This is a genomic window from Crossiella sp. CA-258035 (assembly GCF_030064675.1).
Classification (GTDB): domain Bacteria; phylum Actinomycetota; class Actinomycetes; order Mycobacteriales; family Pseudonocardiaceae; genus Crossiella.
Genome location: NZ_CP116413.1, coordinates 8,138,083 through 8,162,868, shown reverse-complemented (window position 1 = coordinate 8,162,868; position 24,786 = coordinate 8,138,083). Strand labels below are relative to the sequence as shown.

The following is a 24,786-nucleotide window of genomic DNA, read 5'->3' as shown; positions in this document are numbered from 1 at the left end:
GATCGGGAGGTGACCCCTCTCCGCTTCGCCCTCGCCGGCCGGGACCTGCCGGTCGACCGCGCGCTGGTGCTCGCCCAGGTCGAGCCTGCCGCGGCCGCCGTGGACGCGGCGCTGGCGCAGGGCGCGGACCTGCTCGACCTGGGCTCCGCCGACCCGGCCTTCGTGGCCGAGGTCCGCGCCCGGCACCCCCGGCTCGCGCTGGCCGCCACCCCCGGCGATGCGGCCGGGCTGTGCGCGGCCGGGGCGGACCTGCTCGACGTCACCGGCGCGGATCCGGCGACCGCCGCGGCGGCGGCCCGGCACGGGGCGGCGCTGATCGCCGCCGGGCTCGAGCCGGGTGTCACCGGGTTGCTGGACTGCCCGGCCGGACCCGGCCTGCTCCAGCGGCTGGCCGAACCCGCGCCCTGGCCTCGGCTGATCACGTTGCCGGACAACGGTTCCGGCGACGCGGCGCTGGCGGTGGCCGCGCTCGCGGCCTGGCGCGGGGTCCAGGTGGTGCGCACCCGCGAGGTGCCCAGGGTCCGGCAGGCGCTGGAGATGGCCGCCAGTATCAACGGGAGCAGGCCGCCCGCCGCGGTGCTGCGCGCCCTGACCTGAGAGGAACCTTGTGCGGCAAGGCATCGAGGACTGGTTCGCGGCGCACACCTGGCAGAGTCCACAGTGGAGCGTGGACGAGCTGGTGCGGGCCAAGGCCGGGCGCACGGTGAGCGTGGTGCTGCCCGCGCTGGACGAGCAGAAGACGGTGGGCGCGATCGTCTCCGCGCTGCTGCCGATGGCCACCGGGCCGGACCCGCTGGCCGACGAGCTGGTGGTGCTGGACTCCGGTTCTGCCGACGCCACCGCCGAGGTGGCCGCCGCGGCCGGGGCCAGGGTGGTGCGCCGGGAGGACGTGCTGCCGGAGCTGCCGGTGCGGCCGGGCAAGGGCGAGGCGCTGTGGCGCTCGCTGGCCGCGACTACCGGCGACCTGGTGGTCTTCCTGGACTCCGACCTGGTCGACTTCGACCCCGGCTTCCTGCCCGCGCTGCTCGGCCCGCTGCTCACCGAGCCGGCGGTGGCGCTGGTCAAGGGCTTCTACCGGCGTCCGCTGCGGCTGGAGAGCGAGGGCGGCGGCCGGGTCACCGAGCTGCTGGCCCGGCCGGTGCTGGGCGCGCTGCGGCCGGAGCTGGCCGGGATCGTGCAGCCGCTGGGCGGGGAGTACGCGGCCCGGCGGGACTTCCTCTGCGCGGTGCCCTTCGCGCCCGGCTACGGCGTGGAGATCGGCCTGCTGCTGGACGCGCACGCCCGCTACGGCCTGGACGGCCTGGCCCAGGTCAACCTCGGTGTGCGCAAGCACCGCAACCGCTCGCTGGCCCAGCTCGGCGTGATGGCCAGGCAGATCCTGGGCACCGCGCTGGCCCGCTGCGGGATCGAGGCGGACGCGGGCGCGTACACCCAGTTCACCCAGGTGGCCGAAGAATGGCTGCCGGATGCCACCGAGATCGCGCTGGTCGACCGGCCGCCGATGAGTGAGATCCATCGCATGTGTAGTGGGGCTACCTGATCTACTTAGGCTCCCCTACACTCATCGTGTGAAGTCGGACGCTCTACGTGGGCACCTGGACGCCCTGCTGCTGGCCACTCTCGACGGCAGGGAGCTCCACGGTTACGCCATCATCGAGGCATTGCAGCTGCTCAGCGGGGGAGCGCTCGACCTGCCGACCGGCACCGTCTACCCGGCGCTGCGCAGGCTCGAACGAGCCGGGTACGTCCGGAGCGAGTGGAGTACGGTTGCCGGGCGGCAACGGCGCACCTACCAGCTGACCGGCGCCGGGAAGCGGGCATTGGCCGCGGAACGCACCGCTTGGCGTGAGTTCACCGCGGCCATCGAGGGTGTACTCGGAGGCGGACCATGGCCTGCAAAGGCTTGATCGAGTCCTACCTGAGCGAGCTGGACTCGCGACTGAGCGGTCCCAAGGCGGCCAAGGCCGACCTGCTGGCCGAGGCTGAGCACAGCCTGCGCGATGTCGCCGAGGCCTACGCCGAGGCCGGGATCGCCGACGCCGAGGCGCGCGCGGTGCGCGAGTTCGGCCCGATCCCGATGATTGCCCGCGAGTACCAGGCCGAGCTGGCCGCCGCGCACGGCGCGCACGCGATCCGCTCGCTGCTGCTGGCCATCCCGCTGATCCACGTGATCCACCAGGCCTCCCGGCAGCTGTGGGAAGGCGCGTCCTGGCAGGGCGGGGCGCTGCCGCCGGACTGGTTCCTCATGCTCACCAACGCCATCGACTACGTCTGGGTGCTGATCGCGGTGTTCGCGCTGCTGGCGCTGGTGATCGGCAAGCGGGTCGCGCAGCGCTGGGTCTCGGCCCGGCTGCTCGGCCGCTCGGCTGGCGCGTTCATGACCATCATGCTCGGCGGCTACCTGGTGCTCCAGTTGCCCATCGTGATCGGCGGCATGGCCATGGACGGGCTGATGCTGCACCCCTCCGCGCTGCTGACCAGCATGGCGGCCTCCTTCGTGCTGGCCTACCTGGTGCACCTGACCAGGCGCTGCTTCGTGTTGTCGGCCGCCTGAGGCAGCTGACGGTGGTCCATGCCACCATCTACAGGCGTGACCACCGCCCTCATCTACCTCGTCGTCATGATCTTCGTGGCGGCCGTGGTCTTCCTCATCGCCTCGCTGGTCTTCGGCCGGGGCGAGCAGCTCGCGCCGCTGGCCCCAGGGGCCACGCCGACCGAGCTGCCGTCCTCGGAGGTCAGCGGCGAGGACCTGCGTGCCGTGCGGTTCCAGCAGGTCGTCCGCGGCTACAAGATGTCCGAAGTGGACTGGGTGCTGCAGCGCGCCGCCGATGAGCTGGACGAGCTACGGGCCAGGGTGGCCGAACTGGAAGCACAGGAGCAGGAGGCGCGCGCCGGTGAGTGAGGAAGTGACCCTGACGGTGGCCGTGCCTGCCCCGGCCGAGGTGGCCTGGGCGGTGGCCTCGGACTGGGCCAACCAGGGCGAGTGGATGCTCGGCACCCAGGTGCACCGCACCGGCGGCGACGGGCAGAGCACCGGCTCGACCATGGTCGCCTTCACCGGGGTGGCCGGGCTGGGCTTCTTCGACACCATGGAGATCACCGGCTGGGACCCGCCGCGCAGCTGCGAGGTCCGGCACACCGGCAAGCTGCTGCGCGGCGACGGCGGCTTCCGGATCGAGCCCACCTCGGACCGGCTGTCCCGGCTGGTCTGGTGGGAACGCCTGGACCTGCCCTACGGCCCGCTGGGCAAGGTGGGCTGGCCGCTGGTCCGCCCGGCCTTCACCTGGGGCCTGCGCCGCTCGCTGGACCGCTTCGCCAGGCTGTGCCGGGACCGCCGCCCGTGAGCGGTGCGCTCGCCGGTCCCGACGGCAGGCCGCGCTGCGCCTGGGGCGCCTCCACTCCGGACTACGTCGAGTACCACGACACCGAGTGGGGCCGTCCGCTGCGCGGCGAGCAGGCCATGTTCGAGCGGATGTCGCTGGAGGCCTTCCAGTCCGGGCTGTCCTGGATCACCATCCTGCGCAAGCGGGAGAACTTCCGGGCCGCCTTCGCCGGGTTCGACCCGGAGGTGGTCGCCGGGTACGCCGAGCCGGACATCGAGCGCCTGCTGGCCGATCCGGGCATCGTGCGCAACCGGGCCAAGATCCTGGCGGTGATCCGCAACGCGGGCGCGGTGGCCGAGCTGGACCAGCCGCTGGACGAGCTGCTGTGGTCCTTCGCGCCGGAGCCGGGGCCGCGGCCGAAGACCATGGCGGAGGTGCCGGCGATCACGCCGGAGTCCACCGCCATGGCCAAGGCGCTGAAGAAGCGCGGCTTCGCCTTCGTCGGGCCGACCACCTGCTACGCGCTGATGCAGGCCACGGGGATGGTCGACGACCACATCCAGGACTGCTGGGTCGCGCGATAGCGGCCAACACTCCGTACGACAACGGCCAACACTCGGGGTGGGGTCAGGTGCCGGTGAAGGTGGGCTTGCGCTTGGCCACGAAGGCGGCGACCGCCTCGCGGTGGTCGGTGGTCTGACCGGCCTCGGCCTGGGTGCGGGCCTCGGCCTCCAGCGCGGCCTCCAGGTCCGAGCCCGCCGCGATCAGCATGGCCTCCTTGAGCTTGGCGTAGGCCGTGGTCGGGCCGGCCGCCATCCGCGCGGCCAGCTCCTGCGCCGCGGTCAGCGCCTCGCCGTCGGGCACCACCCGGTTGACCATGCCGAGCTCCTTGGCCTCCGGCGCGGTGACCGGCTGGGCCAGCAGCATCAGCTCCATCGCCCGGCCGTAGCCGATCAGCCGGGGCAGCGTCCAGGACGCGCCGGAGTCCGCGGTCAGGCCCACGTTGGCGAAGGCCATCAGGAACTTCGCCGACTCGGCCGCGATCCGCAGGTCGCAGGCGTAGGCCAGGGAGGCGCCCGCGCCCGCGGCCATCCCGTTCACCGCGGCGATCACCGGCTTGGGCAGGCCGGTCAGCGCGCGCAGCATCGGGTTGTAGTGCTTGCGCACGGTCTCCAGCGGGGCCGGGTCGTCCGCCTCCAGCAGCGCGATGTGCTCCTTGAGGTCCTGGCCGGCGCAGAAGGCCTTGCCCGCGCCGGTGAGCACCAGCGCGCGCACCGCGGGGTCCTGGCCCGCCTCGTGCAGCGCGGTCAGCAGGCCCTCCTTCATCTCGACGGTGAAGGAGTTGAACGACTCCGGCCGGTTCAGCGTGATCGTGCGGACACCGTCGGCGTCGTCGATGAGCAGCGGCACTGTGGACTCCTCGGCGTTGAGTGGTCAGTCGAGACAGCTGTCCAGGAACGCGACCGCGCCCTTGGCCAGCTTCTGGGTGCTGGTGTCGAAGAACCGGGCCGCGGTGTGGCCCGGCCAGTCCGCGGGCAGCAGCTGCGGCGGCAGGCCGGGGTCGCGGAACAGGAACTTCCGCCAGGCGTGCAGCAGTTCCTGGGAGGCGGCGAAGGCCGAGGGCGGCGCGGCCGGGTCCACAGCGGACAGTCGCGGCTCCCAGTCGGCCACGAACCGCCGGTAGTCCGCGCCGAGGGAGTCCAGGTCCCAGGCCCGCGCGGCCAGCTCCACGTCGCTGCCCTCGTGCGCGGCGAAGAAGGTGCGGGCGGCGATCTCCTCGGTCCGCAACAGCTCGCTGAGCTCGGGTGAGGCGCGGGGTGCGACCCAAGTCACTGGACCCAACTCTCCGTAACCCAGCAACTTCAGCGAGGAAGTGAGCTCCTCCCGCGCGGGCCGGGCGACAAGGGCCTCCAGCACCACCAGATGCCACTGGCCGTCCCATGTGGACGGACGCGTTCGGTAGATTCGGGCGGCCGCCTCGTCGAGCCTCCGCTCGGCACGCGGGGTGAGCGCGTAACCTGGGCTCCCGTGCAGCCGAACGGGCTTCAACCAGCCCTGACGGACCGTCCGCGACACCGCGGTACGCACGGCAGGAGCGGCGAAACCCAACGGCTCCAACAGCCGGACCAGCGCGGCGACGGTCGCCGCACCGCCCCTGGAACGAAGATGTCCGCCATACACGTCGAACAAAGCTGAACGAGCCCGCACGACGGCCGAGTCTGTCAGCCATCAGACTCCTCGACCAGCCCGAGCGCGACACGAGATGATCGGTTCGGTTTCGCAGGTGCGTACATATGGGGGACAATGGAGACCTACCGGTATGTCGGGGGATGTGCCGGCGGGGAAGGTTGTTGACGGAGGGAGCACGCGATGGCGGCCATGAAGCCCCGGACCGGTGACGGTCCCCTGGAGGTCACCAAGGAGGGCCGCGGCATTGTCATGCGCGTTCCGCTGGAAGGTGGGGGGCGCCTCGTCGTCGAGATGTCGGCGGAGGAGGCAAGCAACCTGGGCGATGCCTTGAAGGCCGCCGCCGGCTGACGCCGCCGTAACCAGGTTCCGCTTTCTTCAGTCCCCGGCCTGCGCCACGCAAGCCGGGGACTTGTTACGTTCACCCGACGGTGTGCGATGGTTCAGATCCGCCGCTCGCGTCTCCGCAGCTATGCCTGGAGGTCCTTCAGTGCCATCCGTGGTGCCCACCGCGCCCAGCCCGGTGCCCGAAGTCACGATCGCGCGCACACGGCGCAAGGCCGCGCCGACGGTCGTGTTGGCGCACAAGGGCGAACAGGGTCCGGAGGTCGGCACCGGCGCGGACTCCCTCGACCTGCCGGACGGCTGGCGCGAGGCCCTCGCGCTGACCGGCGCGGCGGGGGAGACCAAGATCGTTCCGCGTGCGGAGAGCGGACTGGCCTGGGTGCTCGGACTGGGCGCGGGCACGGTGAAGGACTGGCGTTCGGCGGGCGCCGCACTGGTCCGGGCGGCCGACGCGCGGGCCGCCGCGGATGAGGAGAACGGCCGCACCCCGGCCAAGCAGCTCCAGGTGCTGCTGCCCTCGGACGTCGACGCCGAGCGGGTGGCCGCGTTCACCACCGGGGTCGCGCTGGGCGGCTACAAGTTCAGGGTCACCGCGGCCAAGCAGGCCCCCGTGACCAAGGCGGTCGAGCTGCTGCTGCCCGAGGGCGTGGACGCGCCGGAGCTGGCCGACGCGGTCGCCGCGGCCGCGCAACGCGCCAGGGTGACCTCGATCGCACGTGATCTTGCTAACACCCCCTCGGATGTCAAGGACCCGGCCTGGCTGGCGAGCACCGCGGCCCGGCTCGGCAAGGGCGTGGCCGGGCTGACCGTGACCGTCCGGGACGAGAAGTGGCTGGCGGCCCAGGGCTTCGGCGGGGTGCTCGCGGTCGGCGGCGGTTCCTCCCGCCCGCCCCGCTTCGTCGAGCTGACCTGGCGGCCCGAGCAGATCACCACTGACTCCCCGCACCTCGTGCTCGTCGGCAAGGGCATCACCTTCGACACCGGCGGCATCTCGATCAAGCCCGCGGCCGGCATGCACCTGATGCGCACCGACATGTCCGGTGGCGCCGCGGTGATCGCCGCGCTGCTCGGCATCGCCGCGCTCGAGCTGCCGGTGCGGGTCACCGGCCTGGTGCCCTGCGCGGAGAACCACGTCTCCGGCTCCGCCTACCGGCCCGGCGACGTGGTCAGGCACTACGGCGGCACCACCACCGAGGTCACCAACACCGACGCCGAGGGCCGGATGGTGCTGGCCGACGCGCTGGCCTACGGCGTGGCCGAGCACCGGCCGGACCTGCTGGTCGACGTGGCCACGCTGACCGGCGCGATGAAGGTCTCCCTCGGGGTGCGCACCGGCGGGCTGTTCGCCACCGACGAGGAGCTGGCCGCGCGGATCACCGGCGCGGGCGAGCGAGTCGGTGAGGCCTGGTGGCGGATGCCGCTGCTGGACGCGCACGAGGAGGACGTGCGCAGTGAGATCGCCGACCTGCGGCAGTGCCCGCCGGGACCGGGCGGGATCACCGCGGCGCTGTTCCTGCGCGAGTTCGCCGCCGGACTGCCCTGGGCGCACCTGGACATCGCAGGTCCCGCGCGGGCCGAGAAGGCCTACGACGAGGTGAGCATCGGGGCCACCGGGTTCGCCGCGCGCACCCTGGTGGAGCTGGCAGCCAGCTACTCCTGAGCCAGCAACGCGAAGTCCCGGAAGGCGCGCACCGCGGGCGGCAGCCGCTGACCCGCGGGCCAGACCAGCTCGACGGTCCGCACCAGCCGGGGCGTCAGCTCCAGCTCGACCACGCCCGGCGGCGGCAGCCGGTCCGCGGGCGGCAGCAGCGCCACGCCCAGCCCGGCCGAGACCAGGCCGCGCAAGGTCTCGATCTCCTGCCCCTCGAAGGCGATCTTCGGCGTGAACCCGGCCGCCGCGCACAGCTCGTCGGTGATCAGCCGCAGGCCGAAGCCGGGTTCCAGCTGCACGAACTCGTCCTCGGCCAGCTCGGCGATGCCGATCTCCGGCCGGCCGGCCAGCCGGTGCCGCTCCGGCAGCACCGCGACCACCGGCTGGTCCTGGATCGGCGCCCGGTGCAGCCGGTCCGGCCAGCCGCTGGGCGGGGCCGCGGAGAGCACCAGGTCCAGCTCGCCACTGAGCAGCTTGCCCAGCACCACCTCGTGTGCGCCCTGGGCCAGGCTGAACCGGATGCCGGGGTGCTCGGCGCGGAACCGGCGGACCAGGTCCGGCACCAGCGAGCGGCCGAAGACGTGCAGGAAGCCCAGCGCCACCAGCCCGCGTTCCGGGTCGACCTCCTCCGCGGCCCGGCGGCAGCCGCCCTCCAGCGCGGCCAGCGCCTCGGTGGCGGCCTCGGCGAGCAGCTGACCGGCCCTGGTCAGCCGGATGCCCCTGCCCTGCCTGGTGACCAGCGGCGCGCCCAGCTTGCGGCCGAGCTCGGCCACCCAGCGGGTCACCGTGGGCTGCGGCACGCCGAGTGACTCGGCCGCCCTGGTCACGTGCTGGTGCTCGGCCAATGCCCGCAGCAGTTCCAGCCGTGGTGCCAGCACGCTGAGCAGCGCGTCCGTTGACTCATCCATGAGAGTATGGATTTTCGCACATACCGATATTGGACGTATGGGAAAACGATTCCCTACGGTCGGTCCATGACCTCGGAGCAGTGGCGGCAGACCCGGCTGACCCTCGGCGTCGCCGCTGCCGGGTTCACGGTGTTCGCCCTGCTCTACGCGCCGCAGTCGGTGCTGCCGGTGCTCGCCGAGGGCTTCCGGCTGACCGAGGCGCAGGCCTCGCTGAGCGTCACCCTGGCCACCCTCGCGCTGGCCGTCGGAGTGCTGCCGCTGGCCATGCTGTCCGAGGCGGTGGGCCGCCGGCCGGTGATGATCGGCGCGCTGGTCACCGCGGTCGGCATCGGGGTGCTCTGCCCGCTGGCGGAGTCCTTCGGCCCGCTGCTCGCGCTGCGCGCCGCGCAGGGCCTGGCGGTGGCCGGACTGCCCGCGGTGGCCATGGCCTACCTGGCCGAGGAGGTCGAGCCGGGCCGGGTGGGCGCCGCGATGGGCCGCTACGTCGGGGCCAACTCACTGGGCGGCCTGTCCGGCCGGGTGATCTCCGGCCTGGCCACCGGCTGGGGCGGCTGGCCCGCCGGGCTGACCGCGGCGGCCGCGCTGGCCTCGGTCAGCGGCCTGCTGGCGATCCTGCTGCTGCCCAGCTCCCGCGCCGGACGGCCGGGCCTGCGGCTGCCCGCGGTGCTCGGCGGCGTCCGCACTGCGCTGCGCGACCCGGTGCTCTACGGCCCGTACGCGGTGGCGCTGCTGATGACCGGGGTGTTCGTCGCGGTGCACAACGTGATCACCTTCCGGCTCACCCAGGCCCCGTTCCTGCTCGCGCCGGCGGTGGTCGCGCTGGTCTTCCTCTGCTACGCCGCCGGTGGCCCGTGCTCGGCGCTGGCCGGGCGGCTGGCCGACCGGCGCGGACGGCTGCCGGTGCTGCTGTGCTGCGTCTCTCTGGTGCTGGCCGGGCTGCTGCTGACGCTGTCGGAGGACCTGGTGCTGATCGTGATCGGCCTGGTGGTGCTCACCGGCGCGTTCTTCGCGGTGCACGCGGTGGCCAGCGGCTGGGTCGGCGCCCGCGCCCCCTCGGCCGCGCGCGGCCAGGCCTCGGCGATCTACCTGCTCTGCTACTACCTGGGCAGCAGCGTGGGCGGCACCCTCGGCGGCCTGGTCTACGCGCCCTTCGGCTGGCTCGGCGTGGTCGCCATGTCCTGTTGCTGGGTGCTGGCCGCCGGTGCCGCCGCGGTGGCCGCCGGACTGGCCTGGCGGGCGGAGCGACCGGCTCAGAAGTTCAGGGGCAGGGTCATCGCGGGCGCGGCAGGCGCGAAGGTGAACGGGCCGCGGCTGGGCAGGGTCACCGTGGCCGGGGCCAGGGACACCGTCACCGAGGGCACGTTCGACGGCACCTCCACCACCAGCGCGGTCGGGAAGACGTCGCCGCCGTAGCGCACGCCCTTGAGCGGCGCCTTCGCCCCGCTGGGCAGCTTGACCTGGATGTGCTCGGCGGTGCTCGGCCCGCCGAGGGCCTCCGGCAGCCCGCCCTCGCCCTTGAGCCGGATCTCCAGCAGCGCCTTGCCCGGCGCCGCGGACTCCAGGTCCAGCCTGCCCGCGCTGTCCAGCACCGGCCGCTGCATGCCAAGGCGCACGCCCTGCACGGTCAGCTTCGCGGTGCCGGAGCTGCCCGCGTGCTGGAAGGTCAGCGCCTGGCTCGCGGTGAGCTGGGCCGCCGCGCCGGAGGCCCGGCGCAGCGCGGGCGGCAGTGGGTAGGCGGCCTTGCCGGTGGGCAGCTCGACCTGCTGCTCCAGGCCGGGGCCGGTCTTGGAGCGCAGCACCAGCCGGGGCGCGGCCTGGCCGGTGTCCTTGACCGGCACGGTGAAGACCAGGAAGAAGGAGCCGAACTGGGGCAGCTGGGAGTCCGGCACGTCGTGCCAGCCGTCCGGCAGGTCCAGCGCCAGCTCCGGCCGCGGCGGCGCGCCCCGGGTCCAGCTCAGGTCGGTCAGCTCCTGTTCCAGCTGGCTGACCCGGTCGCTGTGCAGCCGCAGCACCGCCAGCCTGCTGCCGGACTCCGGGCTGAGCACGCCCCCGTCGGGCAGGGTGAACCGCTGCGGGTTGCCCCAGCCGGTGGCCCGCACGGTGAGGAAGTCGTCCCTGAGGTGGACCGCGTCGGCCGGGATCAGGCCGAGGTCGCCGTTGGACCTGCCGCCGTTGTCCGCGACCACCGCGAAGAAGCCGGGACCGGCGCTGCGCTGCTCCTCGCCGCCCGGCTTGGCCACGGTGCCGTCCACCCGCACCATCTCGGTGGACGGGGTGCTGGAGGTGCCCGGCTCGGGCAGCTTCGGCTCGCCGACGGAGAACTGGCCGTCCCGCTGGGCCAGCGGCACCGGGATCCAGTCCGGGGCCGGTCCGGTGCCCGGCACCTGCACCGGGCCGCACCACAGCGTGTCGGTGACGTCGACCGCGCGGCCGCCCTGGGCTTGCACGTTCGGGTCCACCTTGGCGAACCAGCAGTGCACGCTGCCGTCCCCCGACCTGGCCACCTTCTGCTGGGCCAGCGCCCTGGTGATGGAGGCCTCCGCCGCGGACTGGAGGTGCTGACCGCCGTTGAGCCGCTTGCCGCCGATGGCCACGTCCACTGGAATCGGCGCGGGCTCCGGCTTCGGCTGCTCGGGCTGCGCGCCGCAGGCGGTGCTCACCAGCAGCACGGCCAGCACGGCCGAGCTCCGGCCCCAGTCGGCACACACCGCCACAAAAAACCCCTCCGATAGGAGATCAAGTCCCACTACCGGCTAAGGCGCAGAATCGCCTTGCGGGGTTGTATGGTTACGGAAAGATCAAACTGTGATCAGCGTCACGACCGTCCGGCGTAGTCCTCGCCCAGCACGGATCGGTACACGTCCACGGTCTGCGCGGCCATCGCGGCCCAGGAGAACTCGGTCCGCGCCCGCCGCCGCCCGGCCTCGCCCATGGCCCGCGCGCGGGCGGGATCGGCCAGCAGCTCGTTCACCGCGGCGGCCAGACCAGCCCGGAAGGCCGTCGGCTCGGCCTCCTCGTAGTGCACCAGCAGACCGGTCTCGCCCTCCGCCACCACCTCGGGGATGCCGCCGACGTCGGAGGCCACCACCGCGGTGCCGCAGGCCATCGCCTCCAGGTTCACGATGCCCAGCGGCTCGTACACCGAGGGGCAGACGAACACGCTGGCGTGCGAGAGCACCTGCCGCACCTCCTCCTGCGGCAGCATCTGCTGGATCCAGAACACCCCCGGCCGGACCGCGGACAGCTCGGCAACCGCGGCCGCGGTCTCCTCGGCGATCTCCGGGGTGTCCGGCGCGCCCGCGCACAGCACCAGCTGCGCCTCCGGGTCGATCTGGTGCACGGCCGCGACCAGGTGGCCGACGCCCTTCTGCCGGGTGATCCGGCCGACGAAGGCGACCGTGGGCCGGGCCGGGTCGATGCCGAAGCGCTCCAGCACGCCGGTCTCGGTGACCGGGTGGTACCGCTGGCTGTCGATGCCGTTGCGCACCACGTGCACCCTGGCCGGGTCCAGCTCCGGGTAGCAGTCCAGCACGTCGGCGCGCATGCCCTCGCTGACCGCGATGATCGCGTCCGCGGCGGCGTAGGCGGTGCGCTCCACCCAGCTGGACAGGCGGTAGCCGCCGCCGAGCTGCTCGGCCTTCCACGGGCGGCGCGGCTCCAGCGAGTGCGCGGTGACCACGTGCGGGATGCCGTGCAGCAGCTTGGCCAGGTGCCCGGCCATGTTGGCGTACCAGGTGTGGCTGTGCGCGAGCTGCACGTTGCCGATGGCGTCCACCATGGACAGATCAACGCCCAGCGTGCTCAGCGCCGGGTTGGCGTTTTCCAGGCCCGGCGGGGCGGAATGCGCGACCGCATCCGGCCGCGCGGAGCCGAAGCAGTGCACGTCAACGTCCACCAGGGACCGCAGCTCCGGGGTCAGGAACCCGACGTGCACACCAGCCCCGCCGTAGACCTCCGGCGGAAATTCCCGTGTCAGCAACGCAACTCGCACGCTTCGGGAGGCTAGTCGGCGAAGGGCGTCACATATAGGGTCGGTGATCGTGAGAGGCCAGCCGCACGTTCTCGGAATCGTGCTCGCCGGCGGGGAAGGCAAGCGGCTGTTCCCGCTGACCGCGGACCGGGCGAAACCCGCGGTGCCGTTCGGCGGCAACTACCGCCTGATCGACTTCGTGCTGTCCAACCTGGTGAACGCGGGCCTGACCCAGATCTGCGTGCTCACCCAGTACAAGTCGCACTCGCTGGACCGGCACATCTCCACCACCTGGCGGTTGTCCAGCGTGCTCGGGCAGTACATCACCCCGGTTCCCGCCCAGCAGCGGCTCGGTCCGCGCTGGTACACCGGCAGCGCGGACGCGATCTACCAGTCGCTGAACCTGGTGCACGACGAGCGGCCGGACCACATCGTGGTCTTCGGCGCCGACCACGTGTACCGGATGGACCCGGCGCAGATGATCCGCCAGCACGTCGACTCCGGCGCGGGCGTCACCGTGGCCGGGATCAGGGTGCCGCGGGCGGAGGCCAAGGCCTTCGGCTGCATCGACGCCGACGCCAGCGGCAAGATCACCCGGTTCCTGGAGAAGCCCAGCGACCCGCCGGGCACCCCGGACGACCCAGAGGTGACCTTCGCCTCGATGGGCAACTACATCTTCCGCACCGAGACCCTGCTGGAAGCGCTGCGCCAGGACTCGGCCAACCCGGACTCCGACCACGACATGGGCGGCGACATCATCCCCATGCTGGTCGAGCGGGACCAGGCCGCGGTCTACGACTTCGCCGACAACAACGTGCCCGGCGCCACCGACCGGGACCGCGGCTACTGGCGGGACGTCGGGACCCTGGACGCCTACTACGACGCGCACATGGACCTGGTGTCCATCCACCCGGTGTTCAACCTCTACAACCAGGCCTGGCCGATCCGCACCGCCACCCCGCCGCTGGCCCCGGCCAAGTTCGTCCAGGGCGGCACCGCGCAGGAGTCCGTGGTCGGACCGGGCTCGATCGTCTCCGGCCTGGTCAGCAACTCGGTGATCAGCTCGGACGTGATCATCGAGCCGGGCGCCCAGGTGCAGGGCAGCGTGCTCATGCCCGGCGTCCGGATCGGCCGCGGCGCGATGGTCCGCGGCGCGATCCTGGACAAGAACGTGGTGGTCGCGCCGGGCGCGGGCATCGGGGTCAGCCAGGCGGCCGACCGCGAGCGCTACACGGTCAGCGCGGGCGGCATCGTGGTGCTGGGCAAGGGCGTGCGGGCCGACTAGCCGGTCTTGGCGGCCAGCAGCAGGCCGTCGCCCAGCGGCAGCAGCACCGGGACCAGGCGCTCGTCCGCGCGGACCAGCCTGGCCACCTCGCGCAGGCCGTTGGTGTCCGGGTCCTTGTGCGCGGGGTCGACCACCCGGCCGTGCCAGAGCGCGTTGTCGAAGGCGATCACGCCGCCGGGGCGCAGCAGCCGCACGCCCTCCTCCAGGTAGCGCGGGTACTCGGCCTTGGCCGCGTCCACGAACACCAGGTCGTAGCCGCCGTCGGTGAGCCGGGGCAGCACGTCCAGGGCCTGGCCCAGGATCAGCCGGGTCCGGCCGGGGCTGATCCCGGCCGCCACGAACGCCCGTCGGGCCGCCCGCTGGTGCTCCGGCTCCAGGTCGATCGAGGTCAGCACGCCGTCGGCGGCCATGCCGCGGAGCAGCCACACCCCGCTCACCCCGGCGCCGGTGCCGATCTCCACCACCACCCTGGCCTGCAGCGCGGCCGCGAGGAAGCGCAGCGCCGAGCCGCCGCTGGGCGCGATCGGCATGCAGCCCAGCTCGCGCCCCCGGGCCCTGGCCGCGGCGAGCACCTCGTCCTCGGCGAGGTAGTCCTCCACGTAGTCCCGCACGGCCGAAGCTGAGGTGGTCGGCGTCTCCGGTGTCACGAGCGGGAAGGTTACTGGCAGCCACTCACCGCGTGGGTGTACGCGCCGTATCGAACGCCCATCGGGGCAGGACACAGTGGGCAAGTACACCCGGACGGCGGTTCCGGCGGATTCTCAGGCTGCTCTCAGCTCGCTCTAACCCCGCCCTCACCGGCCTCGGACACAGTAGGTCGAACAGAAGTCGAGGGGTGAACCAGAAGTGCCCGTGGCGCGTCCTGGGAACTAAAGACCAACCCTGACACGTTGATCCGACAGGGCGGAGCGAACCGCCCGCAGGAGGTGCCACCCGCACGATGCGTACCCAGGAGAGAAGCCTGGCCACCGGCACGGCCACGGCCGTCCCGGCTGAGGTGGCCGAGTGGAAGGTCCCCACGTGGGACGAGGTCGTGCGGGAGCACGCCGACCGGGTCTATCGGCTGGCCTACCGGCTCACCGGCAACCAGCACGACGCGGAGGACCTGACGCAGGAGACGTTCATCCGCGTCTTCCGGCACCTGACCGCGTACAAGCCGGGCACCTTCGAGGGCTGGCTGCACCGGATCACCACCAACCTGTTCCTGGACATGGTCCGCCGCAAGCAGCGGGTCAAGATGGAGGGCCTGCCCGACGACCAGGACCGGATCGCCGACGACGGCCCCACGCCGGAAGAGGTGTACGAGGAGACCCACCTCAGCCCCGAGCTGCAGGCCGCGCTGGACGAGGTCCCGCCGGAGTTTCGCGCCGCTGTTGTGCTTTGCGACGTGGAGGGGTTGTCCTACGAGGAGATCGGCGCGACGCTGGGCGTGAAGCTCGGCACCGTGCGCAGCCGGATCCACCGGGGACGGCAGGCAATGAAGGCGGCGCTGGAGCGGCACCGCGAACTCGCTGCGGCACTGGAGGAGAACGGATGACGGACCTGCGCGGTTGGGTCAGGTCGGAACAGCACCTCACCCCGGACGCGATCGTCGCGTTCGTCGACGGGGAGCTGTCGCCGGTGGCCCACGACCGAGCGTCCGCGCACGTGGCCAAGTGCCCACGGTGCGCGGCCGAGGTCTCCGCTCAGCGTTCCGCCCAGTCCGCGGTCCGGTCCGCGGGCACCCCTGGCATCTCCAACCGCCTGATGGCCTCCCTGTGCGCGATCCCGCAGGAGGTCGAGCTGCCGGCCATGCCGGAGGAGCTGGCGGTCACCGAGGACGGTCAGCTGGTCACCGTGCAGCGGCCCAACGCGGCACGGGCCGCCGCGGCCGCGCGTCCGGCCAGCGGTTTCGGCTCCGGCCCCGTGCTGGGCGGCAGCACCCCCTTCGGCGCGGGCCCGGCATTCGGCAGCCAGCGCCGCTACGGCCTCGGCAACCGCCGGGTGCGCAACGGCGCGGGCATGGTCGTCTCCGGCTTCATGCTCGGCGCGCTCGCCCTGGCCGTGCCCGCCGCCTCCGCGCCCACCGCCGAGGTCAAGCAGACGCCCTCGCAGGGCGGCATCATCGGCCAGGTCCCCGCGGGCGTGCCCGCGCAGCTGACCGGCCGCTGATCAAGACTTCTCCTCGTACGAGGACTTCACCACCGGTTTGGCAGGCTCATCGATGATGAGCGAGCAGCAGTCCAGCCCTGGTCAGCCCGGCGCGGATGAGCGGCCGCGGCTGGAGCCGCGTCCGCTGCACCGGCCCGCTGTCGACCCCGCGCAGTCCGCGGTGTTCAGCCGCCCCACCGGCGTGGACAGCGCCTTCGACCCGCACCGGCCGGAGACCCCCGGCAACGGCATCCACCTGGCCACGCCCCCGCCGGAGGCGCTGACCAAGGCGTTCGGCCGCCCGGAGGGTTCCCCGGAGCTGCTCCAGCGCCCGCCCGGCGACCAGCCGGCGGACCCCCGGCCCGAGCCCGATCCGGTGCTGTGGTCGGCCAACGGCCAGCCGGAAGGCGCTGCCTGGCGCGACCCGGCCGCGGGAGCTGTGCTCGGCCCGCCCGCCACCGCGGTCAGCGAGCGGCCCGTGGACACCGGCCCCCGGATCACCGGCCCCGGTCCCCGGCTCAGCCTGCGTGAGCTGGCCTTCGGCAAGCGCCTGACCCCGGCCGCGCTGCTCGGCCTGGTCGGGTTCGTGCTGGTGGTCAGCCTGGTCGGCGGGGTCATCGGCAGGCTCACCGCGGAGGGCGCGAACCCGCTCAACGACCCGGACATCACCCTGGCCGAGGTGGCCCCCGGCAAGGAGCGCGAACCCGGCTCGCTGGCCAGCCTGGCCAAGAAGGTGCTGCCCTCGGTGGTCTCCATCGAGGTCCGCCTCGGCGACAGCGGCGGCCTCGGCTCCGGCGTGGTGATCGACGGCAAGGGCTACGTGATCACCAACAACCACGTGGTCGAGATGGCCGCCAACGCGCAGAACGCCAAGGTCGAGGTCGTCTTCCACGACAGCCAGCGCGCGCCGGCCCGGATCGTCGGCCGCGACCCCAAGAACGACCTGGCCGTGCTCAAGGTCGAGGTGTCCAACCTGACCGTGGCGCAGATCGGCAAGTCCGGTGACCTGCAGGTCGGGGACAAGGTCATCGCCATCGGCAACCCGCTCGGCCTGGCCGGCTCGGTCAGCGAGGGCATCGTCTCCGCGGTGAACCGCCCGTTCCGGATCGAGGACGTGGTGTTCAACGCGGTGCAGACCGACGCCGCGATCAACCAGGGCAACTCCGGCGGCGCGCTGGTCGACTCCACCGGCGCGCTGATCGGCATCAACACCGCCATCGTCTCCCGCAGCGGCGGCTCGGTCGGCCTCGGCTTCGCCATCCCGATCGACGACGCCAAGGGCATCGCCGAGGCGCTCATCCGCAGCGGGGTGGTCAAGCACCCCGACATCGGCCTGAACCTCAAGTCGGTGATGAACGCCACCGTCAGCGGCGCCCAGGTGCAGAACGTGGTGCAGAACGGCTCGGCGGCCGCCGCGGGCATCCAGGAGGGCGACGTCATCCTGAAGCTGGGCGAGCGCACCGTGAAGAATGCCGACGAGCTGCTGGTCGCGGTGCAGCAGCACAAGATCGGCGAGACGGTGCCGGTGCTGCTGGCCCGGCAGGGCCGCCAGTTGACCCTCAACGTGACGCTGAAGTCCGACTAGTCTGGGCTCGACGGAGAACAGCTGGGAGGCGTGGTGTTCGAGAGCATTGGCTGGGCCGAGATCCTCGTGCTCATCGTCGCCGGCCTGTTCATCCTCGGCCCGGAACGCCTGCCGGAGGCCGCGGCCTGGCTGGGCAAGACCCTGCGCAAGGTGCGCGAGTACGCCACCGGCGCGCGGGAGCAGCTCAAGTCCGAGATCGGCCCGGAGTTCGAGGAGTTCCGCAAGCCGCTGGAGGACCTGCGCAAGATCCGCGACTTCGACCCGCGCCGAGCGGTGACCAAGCACCTGCTCAACGACGTGGAAGACGACTTCCACCACAAGCCCAACGGCCACGCGCCGAGCCCGGCAGGCGCCCCCGTGGTCCAGCCCCCGGTGCAGCGGCCGCTCGGCTACAACGAGCGCCCGCCGTTCGACCCGGACGCCACCTGACCATCGTGTTGGCCGAACTCGTACAGAGTGTTGGCCGATATGGACGCAGTGTTGGCCGAACCTGGTGTACGGGTTCGGCCAAGACCGCGTACAAGTTCGGCCAACACGCGGGTGGGGGTCAGCGGCCTGCCGGGCTGACGCTGAGCAGACGGCCGGACAGGCCGCGGGAGCGGACGCTCAGCTTCTCCGCGATACCGCGCAGCACCTTGGCGGCCGCGGCCTCCGGTTCGGCCAGCACGATCGGCTCGCCCGCGTCGCCCTGCTCGCGCAGCCGCGGGTCCAGCGGGACCTGGCCCAGCAGCGGGACCGGGGAACCGATCACGGTGCTCAGCGAGTCGGCCACGATCTGGCCGCCGCCGGTGCCGAAGATGTCCATCCGCTCGCCGTTGGGCAGCTCCAGCCAGGACATGTTCTCGATCACGCCGGCCACCCGCTGACGGGTCTGCAGCGAGATCGCGCCCGCCCGCTCGGCCACCTCGGCCGCGGCCTGCTGCGGCGTGGTGACCACCAGGATCTCCGCGTTCGGCACCAGCTGGGCGATGGAGATGGCCACGTCGCCGGTGCCCGGCGGCAGGTCGAGCAGCAGCACGTCCAGGTCGCCCCAGAACACGTCGGCCAGGAACTGCTGGAGGGCGCGGTGCAGCATCGGGCCGCGCCACACCACGGGGGTGTTGCCGGGGGTGAACATGCCGATGGAGATGACCTTCACGCCGTGCGCGGACGGCGGCATGATCATCTTTTCCACCTGGGTCGGCTTGCCGGTGGCGCCCAGCATGCGCGGGATGGAGTGGCCGTAGATGTCGGCGTCGACCACGCCGACGGACAGGCCCTTGGCGGCCATCGCGGCGGCCAGGTTCACCGTCACGCTGGACTTGCCGACCCCGCCCTTGCCGGAGGCGACGCAGTAGACCCTGGTCAGCGAGCCCGGCTCGGCGAACGGGATGCGCGGCTCCTCCTGGCCGCCGCGCAGGCTCTTGCGCAGTTCGGTGCGCTGGGCGTCGCTCATCACGTCCAGGTGCACCCGCACGCCGGTGACGTCCGCGACCGCGGACACCGCCTCCGTGACATCCCTGGTGATCTTGTCGCGGAGCGGGCAGCCCGCGACCGTCAGGTAGATCGAGACGTCGACCGAGCCGTCCTCGGCCACCTCGACGTCCTTGACCATGCCCAGCTCGGTGATCGGTTTGCGGATCTCCGGGTCCTGGACGTGGGACAGGGCCTCGCGGATGGCGTCGACGGAAGGGCTGACACGGGAAGGGGTCACCCGGCCATGCTACGTCCAGCGGCAGATCCACCCTGCCCACCGGCAGCCTCCGCCAACTTTTTTGACCGAATTGCCGGGGCACTCCGCGACCGGTTTGCAGCTCTCCGTAACATGGTGGATCGTGTCGGACCCCGGTACGGCTCGATTACCGACCAGCAGTGAGCTGGCGACCTGGCGCGCGTTCCTGCGCGCCCACGCCCGCATCACCCGATGGCTGGAAGCCGAGCTCATCACCGAACAGCGCCTGTCCCTTGCCGCCTACGACGTCCTCGTCCAGCTCGCCGAGGCTCCGGAGCGCCAGCTGCGGATGACCGAGCTGGCCGAAGCCGTGCTGCTCTCCCGCTCCGGGGTGACCCGCCTGGTCGACCGCCTGGAACGCGCCGGACTGGTCTGCCGCGAGCGGGCCGACGGCGACGGCCGGGGAGTGGTCGCGGTGCTCACCGACCGCGGCCTCGACCGGCTCCGGTCGGCCGCGGACACCCACCTCAGCGGGATCAGCAGGCACTTCGTCTCGCTGCTGGGCAGCGCGGAGCTGGACTCGTTGGGACGAACGTGTTCCCAGCTCGCTGACGGCGAGCTACCCGTCGCGTCGAACCGGCGCGCCCAGGCCTAGTGCGGGACCCGCCGCCCGTGCGCTAGACCCGGTCATCCGCCCAGCGCGGATCCTCGCGGACCCGGTCCGCGGCTTTGTCGCGCTTGTCCCGCTTGGGTTTGCGGTCGCCTTCCAGCGCGGCCAGGTCGGTGCGCAGGCGGTCCAGCTCGCTGCGCAGGTAGTCCCTGGTGGCCACCTCGCCGACGGCCAGGCGCAGCGCGGCCAGCTCGCGGGCCAGGTACTCGGTGTCGGCCTTGGTGCGTTCGGCGCGGGCCCGGTCCTCTTCCAGGGAGATGCGGTCGCGGTCGTCCTGGCGGTTCTGCGCGAGCAGGATCAGCGGCGCGGCGTAGGCGGCCTGGGTGGAGAAGGCCAGGTTGAGCAGGATGAACGGGTAGGGGTCCCAGCGCAGGGACACCGCGAGCAGGTTGAAGCTGATCCACACGATCACCAGCACGGTCTGCCAGAACAGGAACGTGCCGGTGCCCAGGAACCGGGCGATCCGTTCGGAGAACCGGCCGAAGGCCTCCGGGTCCAGCTCGAAGGACAGCCTGCGCGGCTGGCGGGGCTGGTCGAGCCTGCGGCGGGGCAGCAGCTCAGGCATGGGAACGGTCCTCCGCGTTCGGTCCGTCTGGGCTCGGTTCCTCGGTGACCTCGGTGTCGGGCAGGCCGCTGGCCCGCCAGTCCTCCGGCAGCAGGTGGTCCAGCACGTCGTCCACGGTGACCGCGCCGAGCAGGTGCTCACCCTCGTCCACCACCGGCGCGCACACCAGGTTGTAGGCGGCGAAGTAGCGGGTGACCTCGGACAGGGTCGCGGTCGGCGAGAGCTGGGACAGGTCCTTGTCCAGCAGGCCGGCCACCAGGTCCGAGGGTGGTTCGCGGAGCAGCCGCTGGAAGTGCACGCAGCCCAGGTAGCGGCCGGTCGGGGTGGCGCTGGGCGGGCGGCAGACGAAGACCATGCTGGCCAGCGCCGGGGTCAGGTCGCCGTTGCGCACCCTGGCCAGCGCCTCGGCGATGGTGGCGTCCGGGGAGAGCACGATCGGCTCCGGCGTCATCAGACCGCCCGCGGTGTCGTAGGAGTACTCCAGCAGCCTGCGCACCGGCGCGGACTCCTCCGGCTCCATCAGCTCCAGCAGCCGGTCCTTGTCGCCCTCGTCCAGCTCGGCCAGCAGGTCGGCCGCGTCGTCGGGGTTCATCGCCTCCAGCACGTCCGCGGCCCGCTCCTCGCCGAGGTGCCGCAGCAGCGACTTCTGGTCCTCCTCCGGCAGCTCCTCGATCACATCGGCCAGCCGTTCGTCGTCCATCGCGTCGGCCACCTCGTACCGGCGCTTGGGCGTCAGCTCGTGCAGCGCGGAGGCCACGTCCACCGCGCGCATCTCGTCGAAGACGGCCAGCAGCTGCTGGGTGCCCTGCGGCTGCTCGGCGATCCGCGCGCGGGCCAGCCCGCCCACCTTCTCCCAGGCCAGCACCTGCACCGGCCCGCGCCGGCCCAGCCGCCCCGACCGCTGCCGCACGGCCAGCTTGTTGACCAGCCAGTCCCTGGTGCGGGTGGGTTCCAGCCCGGCGTCGACCACCACCGCCGAGCCGCCGTCGGCCAGCGTCACGTGCGCGTCCAGCAGCTCGCCGATGATCAGCGCCTCGTTGGGCCGCTGGTGGAAGTGCCGCAGGTTCACCGAACCGGTGGCCAGCGCGACCGCGCTGGACTCGATCGAGGTGACCCGCAGCATCGGCACGAAGATCCGCCGCCGGGTGATCAGCTCCACCACCAGCCCCAGCACCCTGGGTGGCGAGCGGTCCACCCGTAGGCCCACCACCACATCCCTGACCTTGCCGATGGACTCACCGTCCGGTCCGAAGACCGTCAGGCCGGCCAGCTGTGCGGCGAAAACCCGGTTCGGACCTGGCATGACCGCAGGCTAACGTCACGGCCGTGGCACTACCGGGCAAGACCCTCCGCATGGACCTCGTGGACGTGTTCACCGCCACGCCCTACGCCGGGAACGCGCTGGCCGTGGTGCACGGCGCGGAGGAGCTGGACACCCGGTCCATGCAGGCCATCGCGCGCGAGCTGAACCTCTCCGAGACGGCCTTCCCGCTGCCGCCCACCCAACCCGGCGCGGACTACCGGCTGCGCGCGTTCAGCCCGCTGGTCGAGCTGCCCTTCGCCGGACACCCCAGTGTGGGCACGGCCTGGGTGCTGGCCAGGGACGGGGTGCTCGGGCACGGCACCGCGGTGCAGGAGTGCGGCGCGGGCCTGCTGCCGGTGGCGGTCGACGAGCGCGGCGCCCGGCTCACCGGCGGCACCCCCGTGCTCGGCGCGGACCTGGACGCCGAGGTGCTGGCCGAGGCGGTGGGCCTGCGTCCGGCCGAGACCTCGGTCAAGGCCGGGATCGCGGGCTGTGGCCTGGACTTCAACTACTTCCTGGCCGACCCGGCCGAACTGCCCGCCGCCACCGCCCGGCCGGAGCTGGTGCTCGCCGCGGTGCTCGGCCGCGGCATCGTGCCGGTGGCCTGGGACCCGGCGGCCCGGACCGCGACGGTGCGGATGTTCCGCGGCACCGGCGGCGAGGACCCGGCGACCGGCTCGGCCGCGCTGGGGCTGGGCGTGTGGCTGGTGGCGCGCGGACTGCTGCCCGCGCAGGGGCGGTCGGAGTACCTGGTGCGGCAGGGGGAATGGGTGGGGCGGCCGTCCGAGCTGCACTGCGCGGTGACCGCGGCCGGTGGGCTGGCCCGGGAGGTCACGGTGTGGGGCGGGGTCGTCGAGGTGGGCCAGGGCAGCCTGCGCGTGCCGGACTAGCTCTCCGCCAGCCACTCCGCCAGCGTCTTGGCCACCTCGGCCCGCTCCTGGCGCGCGGGCCCCTGCCCGACCGCGCTGATCCACTCGTCCACCGCCCTGGCCAGCGCCCACTCCCGCGAGCGGGCCAGGTCCAGCCCGCTCGCGTCGGTCAGCAGCGCCAGCCGCCTGCGCAGTCCCGCCGCGCCGCCGAGCTCGCCGAACCTGTTGCGCAGCAACGGGAGCAGCTCGTAGTGCGGGTCACCGGAGATCGGCTTCGGGTCGATGGCCAGCCAGGGTTCGCGGCGGCCGGCCAGCACGTTGGCGAACTCCAGGTCGCGGTGCAGCAGCGAGGGCCGGTAGCCGCCGGAGGTCAGCTCGATGTGCGCGCGCACCGCCCGGCCGACCAGCCGGTGCGGCACGGGCTGGCCGACCCGGTCCCACTCGTGGTGCGCGTCGGCGGCCCACAGCAGGGCGTCGTCGATCAGCCGGGGCACGCTCGGCGGTGGCGGCACCCACAGCCGCCTGGCCAGGTTGCCGACGATCTCGCAGGCCGCGTCGTGCGGCTCCCGCTCCAGCGTGCGCTGCTCGTCGAGGCGTTCCAGCAGCATCGCGCCGCGGGCCGGGTCCTCGGCGAGCAGCCGCACCGCGCCGCAGCCTGCCCAGCGCTGCAGCGCGGTGGACTCGTGCTTGGTGTCCTCGTCCAGCCAGGAGACCTTGACCACGTACCGGTCCTCGCCGCTGCGCACCGGCACCACCAGCGCGAACCGGCCGTGCGCGAGCGGGCCGTCCACCTCGACCCGCCAGAACTCGCACAGGTCGCGGACCAGCTCGGGCAGCTGGTCCAGCCAGGGCCGCGCGGTGTCGCCCTGCCTGGCGATGATCTCGGAGACGAACCGGGCGGGTACCGCGATCACGTTGGTTCGACCCGGAAGACCTGGGCGCAGCGCAGCTCCGCGTTCAGCCGGGCGGCGGCCAGCGCCGTGCGGGTGTCCGGGTCCGGCTCGGTCAGCCGGGCGGTCGCGGCCACCTCGGTCAGGTGGGAGTGCGTGCTGGGGGAGCGGACGGTGACCGTGCAGGCGGCGCCGTCGGTCAGTCCGGGCACGGTCTGCTCCGCGCCGCCGACCGCGATCCAGAGCGCGCCGTCCCGCCACAGCGCCCACACCAGGCTCGCCCGGCCGCCGGCCGGGGTGATCCAGACCGCGGCCGCTTTGCGGAGGGCCGCGTCCAGCAGTCGGGTGGTCTCCACCGGTTCAGCATCGCACGCGTTGTGAGAGAGACCTCAGCGGAGTGGCCGAGTCTTGATCGGCGTGCCAGCATTCGGCCAAGCCGCGTTGTTACTGGTCGGTACAAGGAGGTCCGCAGTGGTCGACCGCAGGCGTTCCCGTCGTTCCTGTCTCGCCGTTCCCGGTTCGAGCCAGAAGATGATCGACAAGGCCCGCACCCTGCCAGCCGACCAGGTGTTCCTGGACCTGGAGGACGCGTGCGCCCCGCTGGCCAAGCCGGCCGCCCGCAAGACCATCGTGGCGGCGCTGAACGAGGGCGGCTGGGAGGGCAAGACCAGGGTGGTCCGGGTCAACGACCTGACCACCGAGTGGACCTACCGCGACGTGGTCGAGGTGGTCGAGGGCGCGGGCGCGAACCTGGACTGCATCATGCTGCCCAAGGTGCAGACCGCCGACCAGGTCGCCTGGCTGGACCTGACCCTGACCCAGATCGAGAAGACCATGGGCTACGAGGTCGGCAAGATCGGCATCGAGGCCCAGATCGAGAACGCCAAGGGCCTGGTCGAGGTGGACGCCATCGCCACCGCCTCCCCGCGCATCGAGACCATCATCTTCGGCCCGGCCGACTTCATGGCCTCGATCAACATGAAGTCCCTGGTCGTCGGCGAACAACCCCCCGGCTACGACGTGGGCGACGCCTACCACTACATCCTGATGCGCATCCTGATGGCCGCCCGCGCCACCGACGTGCAGGCCATCGACGGCCCCTACCTGCAGATCAAGGACGTGGACGGCTTCCGCCGGGTGGCCGGCCGGTCCGCGGCACTGGGCTTCGACGGCAAGTGGGTCCTGCACCCCGGCCAGCTGGAGGCCGCGAACGAGGCCTACAGCCCGAACCAGTCCGACTACGACCACGCGGAGAACATCCTGGACGCCTACGAGTGGTTCACCTCGGAGGCGGGCGGCAAGCGCGGCGCGGCGATGCTGGGCGACGAGATGATCGACGAGGCCTCGCGGAAGATGGCGCTGGTGATCAGCGCGAAGGGGCGCGCGGCCGGGATGTCGCGCACGGACCGGTGGACGCCGCCGGAGAGCTGAGGCGCGCGCGGCGTCGCGGCTGA

Annotated in this window: 28 protein-coding genes; 18 read left to right on the top strand and 10 right to left on the bottom strand. The window is 72.6% G+C overall.

Annotation, left to right across the window (positions count from 1 at the left end; genetic code table 11):
* Positions 1–9: 9 nt before the first annotated feature.
* The 7 genes from N8J89_RS36775 to N8J89_RS36745 are packed head-to-tail and all read left to right on the top strand — an operon-like array spanning position 10 to position 3,907.
* Positions 10–597, top strand: a complete 588-nt coding sequence (locus N8J89_RS36775) for a dihydropteroate synthase (RefSeq protein WP_283661528.1) — start codon at positions 10–12, stop codon at positions 595–597.
* A 10-nt stretch (positions 598–607) separates the two neighbouring features.
* Positions 608–1,540, top strand: a complete 933-nt coding sequence (locus tag N8J89_RS36770; protein ID WP_283661527.1) for a glucosyl-3-phosphoglycerate synthase — start codon at positions 608–610, stop codon at positions 1,538–1,540.
* 28 nt (positions 1,541–1,568) lie between these two features.
* Entirely contained in the window at positions 1,569–1,907 is a 339-nt protein-coding gene (locus tag N8J89_RS36765; RefSeq protein ID WP_086783113.1) for a PadR family transcriptional regulator, read from the top strand.
* Positions 1,904–2,554: a permease prefix domain 1-containing protein gene (locus tag N8J89_RS36760; RefSeq protein WP_283661526.1), complete on the top strand. Its 651-nt coding sequence runs from the start codon at positions 1,904–1,906 to the stop codon at positions 2,552–2,554. Before N8J89_RS36765 ends, N8J89_RS36760 begins: the two co-directional genes overlap by 4 nt.
* A gap of 36 nt (positions 2,555–2,590) precedes the next feature.
* Positions 2,591–2,902 (top strand): DivIVA domain-containing protein, encoded by a 312-nt coding sequence (locus tag N8J89_RS36755; RefSeq protein WP_283661525.1) that lies wholly within the window; start codon positions 2,591–2,593, stop codon positions 2,900–2,902.
* A complete protein-coding gene (locus tag N8J89_RS36750; protein WP_283661524.1) occupies positions 2,895–3,344 on the top strand; it encodes an SRPBCC family protein in 450 nt (149 codons plus the stop codon). Before N8J89_RS36755 ends, N8J89_RS36750 begins: the two co-directional genes overlap by 8 nt.
* Entirely contained in the window at positions 3,341–3,907 is a 567-nt protein-coding gene (locus N8J89_RS36745) for a DNA-3-methyladenine glycosylase I (RefSeq protein WP_283661523.1), read from the top strand. Before N8J89_RS36750 ends, N8J89_RS36745 begins: the two co-directional genes overlap by 4 nt.
* A gap of 43 nt (positions 3,908–3,950) precedes the next feature.
* Here the strand turns inward: N8J89_RS36745 and N8J89_RS36740 are convergent, their stop codons facing one another.
* Positions 3,951–4,733, bottom strand: coding sequence for an enoyl-CoA hydratase-related protein (locus tag N8J89_RS36740; RefSeq protein WP_283661522.1), 783 nt, complete (start codon positions 4,731–4,733; stop codon positions 3,951–3,953).
* Between the two features lie 24 nt (positions 4,734–4,757).
* The gene (locus tag N8J89_RS41810; protein ID WP_349497426.1) at positions 4,758–5,531 is read right to left on the bottom strand and encodes a PaaX family transcriptional regulator; all 774 of its coding nucleotides are present in this window, start codon (positions 5,529–5,531) and stop codon (positions 4,758–4,760) included.
* 162 nt (positions 5,532–5,693) lie between these two features.
* On the opposite strand from N8J89_RS41810, the gene N8J89_RS36725 reads away from it, so the two are divergent.
* Positions 5,694–5,861 (top strand): DUF3117 domain-containing protein, encoded by a 168-nt coding sequence (locus N8J89_RS36725; protein WP_149848953.1) that lies wholly within the window; start codon positions 5,694–5,696, stop codon positions 5,859–5,861.
* Positions 5,862–5,982: 121 nt separating this feature from the next.
* Positions 5,983–7,515, top strand: coding sequence for a leucyl aminopeptidase (locus N8J89_RS36720; RefSeq protein WP_502868378.1), 1,533 nt, complete (start codon positions 5,983–5,985; stop codon positions 7,513–7,515).
* On the opposite strand, the gene N8J89_RS36715 is transcribed toward N8J89_RS36720, so the two are convergent.
* The gene (locus N8J89_RS36715; RefSeq protein ID WP_283661520.1) at positions 7,506–8,414 is read right to left on the bottom strand and encodes a LysR family transcriptional regulator; all 909 of its coding nucleotides are present in this window, start codon (positions 8,412–8,414) and stop codon (positions 7,506–7,508) included. The two genes, N8J89_RS36720 and N8J89_RS36715, sit on opposite strands and share 10 nt — an antisense overlap.
* A gap of 66 nt (positions 8,415–8,480) precedes the next feature.
* Between N8J89_RS36715 and N8J89_RS36710 the strand changes: the two genes are divergently transcribed.
* Positions 8,481–9,827, top strand: a complete 1,347-nt coding sequence (locus tag N8J89_RS36710; RefSeq protein ID WP_283661519.1) for an MFS transporter — start codon at positions 8,481–8,483, stop codon at positions 9,825–9,827.
* Between the two features lie 1,402 nt (positions 9,828–11,229).
* On the opposite strand, the gene glgA is transcribed toward N8J89_RS36710, so the two are convergent.
* The gene (gene glgA / locus N8J89_RS36705; RefSeq protein ID WP_283666340.1) at positions 11,230–12,441 is read right to left on the bottom strand and encodes a glycogen synthase; all 1,212 of its coding nucleotides are present in this window, start codon (positions 12,439–12,441) and stop codon (positions 11,230–11,232) included.
* Between the two features lie 13 nt (positions 12,442–12,454).
* Between glgA and glgC the strand changes: the two genes are divergently transcribed.
* Entirely contained in the window at positions 12,455–13,669 is a 1,215-nt protein-coding gene (gene glgC, locus N8J89_RS36700; RefSeq protein ID WP_283661518.1) for a glucose-1-phosphate adenylyltransferase, read from the top strand.
* Here the strand turns inward: glgC and N8J89_RS36695 are convergent.
* Positions 13,666–14,316, bottom strand: coding sequence for an O-methyltransferase (locus N8J89_RS36695; protein WP_283661517.1), 651 nt, complete (start codon positions 14,314–14,316; stop codon positions 13,666–13,668). The genes glgC and N8J89_RS36695 overlap by 4 nt on opposite strands.
* A 293-nt stretch (positions 14,317–14,609) precedes the next feature.
* On the opposite strand from N8J89_RS36695, the gene sigE reads away from it, so the two are divergent.
* From sigE to N8J89_RS36675, 4 genes are read left to right on the top strand one after another with little or no spacing between them, the layout of a single operon-like run.
* Complete coding sequence (gene sigE / locus N8J89_RS36690; RefSeq protein ID WP_252481092.1) at positions 14,610–15,206, top strand: RNA polymerase sigma factor SigE; 597 nt, start codon at positions 14,610–14,612, stop codon at positions 15,204–15,206.
* Positions 15,203–15,820: an anti-sigma factor family protein gene (locus N8J89_RS36685; RefSeq protein WP_283661516.1), complete on the top strand. Its 618-nt coding sequence runs from the start codon at positions 15,203–15,205 to the stop codon at positions 15,818–15,820. The genes sigE and N8J89_RS36685 overlap by 4 nt, the downstream gene beginning before the upstream one ends.
* A gap of 55 nt (positions 15,821–15,875) precedes the next feature.
* A complete protein-coding gene (locus tag N8J89_RS36680; protein WP_283661515.1) occupies positions 15,876–17,384 on the top strand; it encodes a S1C family serine protease in 1,509 nt (502 codons plus the stop codon).
* A gap of 33 nt (positions 17,385–17,417) precedes the next feature.
* On the top strand, positions 17,418–17,813 hold the full coding sequence (locus N8J89_RS36675; RefSeq protein WP_252481089.1) for a sec-independent translocase: 396 nt from the start codon (positions 17,418–17,420) through the stop codon (positions 17,811–17,813).
* Between the two features lie 118 nt (positions 17,814–17,931).
* Here N8J89_RS36675 and N8J89_RS36670 read toward each other — a convergent pair whose 3' ends face one another.
* The gene (locus N8J89_RS36670; RefSeq protein WP_283661514.1) at positions 17,932–19,077 is read right to left on the bottom strand and encodes an Mrp/NBP35 family ATP-binding protein; all 1,146 of its coding nucleotides are present in this window, start codon (positions 19,075–19,077) and stop codon (positions 17,932–17,934) included.
* A gap of 121 nt (positions 19,078–19,198) precedes the next feature.
* Between N8J89_RS36670 and N8J89_RS36665 the strand changes: the two genes are divergently transcribed.
* Positions 19,199–19,690 (top strand): MarR family winged helix-turn-helix transcriptional regulator, encoded by a 492-nt coding sequence (locus tag N8J89_RS36665; RefSeq protein WP_252481087.1) that lies wholly within the window; start codon positions 19,199–19,201, stop codon positions 19,688–19,690.
* Between the two features lie 22 nt (positions 19,691–19,712).
* On the opposite strand, the gene N8J89_RS36660 is transcribed toward N8J89_RS36665, so the two are convergent.
* Complete coding sequence (locus N8J89_RS36660) at positions 19,713–20,270, bottom strand: DUF1003 domain-containing protein (protein WP_283661513.1); 558 nt, start codon at positions 20,268–20,270, stop codon at positions 19,713–19,715.
* Entirely contained in the window at positions 20,263–21,573 is a 1,311-nt protein-coding gene (locus N8J89_RS36655; RefSeq protein ID WP_283661512.1) for a magnesium transporter MgtE N-terminal domain-containing protein, read from the bottom strand. The genes N8J89_RS36660 and N8J89_RS36655 overlap by 8 nt, the downstream gene beginning before the upstream one ends.
* Before the next feature lie 23 nt (positions 21,574–21,596).
* Between N8J89_RS36655 and N8J89_RS36650 the strand changes: the two genes are divergently transcribed.
* Positions 21,597–22,463, top strand: a complete 867-nt coding sequence (locus N8J89_RS36650; protein ID WP_283661511.1) for a PhzF family phenazine biosynthesis protein — start codon at positions 21,597–21,599, stop codon at positions 22,461–22,463.
* Here N8J89_RS36650 and N8J89_RS36645 read toward each other — a convergent pair.
* Together N8J89_RS36645 and N8J89_RS36640 are read right to left on the bottom strand one after the other, a co-directional pair.
* A complete protein-coding gene (locus N8J89_RS36645; protein WP_283661510.1) occupies positions 22,460–23,356 on the bottom strand; it encodes an aminoglycoside phosphotransferase family protein in 897 nt (298 codons plus the stop codon). The two genes, N8J89_RS36650 and N8J89_RS36645, sit on opposite strands and share 4 nt — an antisense overlap.
* Positions 23,353–23,688 carry a hypothetical protein gene (locus N8J89_RS36640; RefSeq protein ID WP_283661509.1) on the bottom strand — a complete coding sequence of 112 codons (336 nt, stop codon included), beginning with the start codon at positions 23,686–23,688 and terminating at the stop codon, positions 23,353–23,355. The genes N8J89_RS36645 and N8J89_RS36640 overlap by 4 nt, the downstream gene beginning before the upstream one ends.
* A 115-nt stretch (positions 23,689–23,803) precedes the next feature.
* Here N8J89_RS36640 and N8J89_RS36635 point away from each other — a divergent pair, with 115 nt between their 5' ends.
* Positions 23,804–24,763, top strand: coding sequence for an HpcH/HpaI aldolase/citrate lyase family protein (locus tag N8J89_RS36635; protein WP_252485924.1), 960 nt, complete (start codon positions 23,804–23,806; stop codon positions 24,761–24,763).
* Positions 24,764–24,786: the final 23 nt, after the last annotated feature.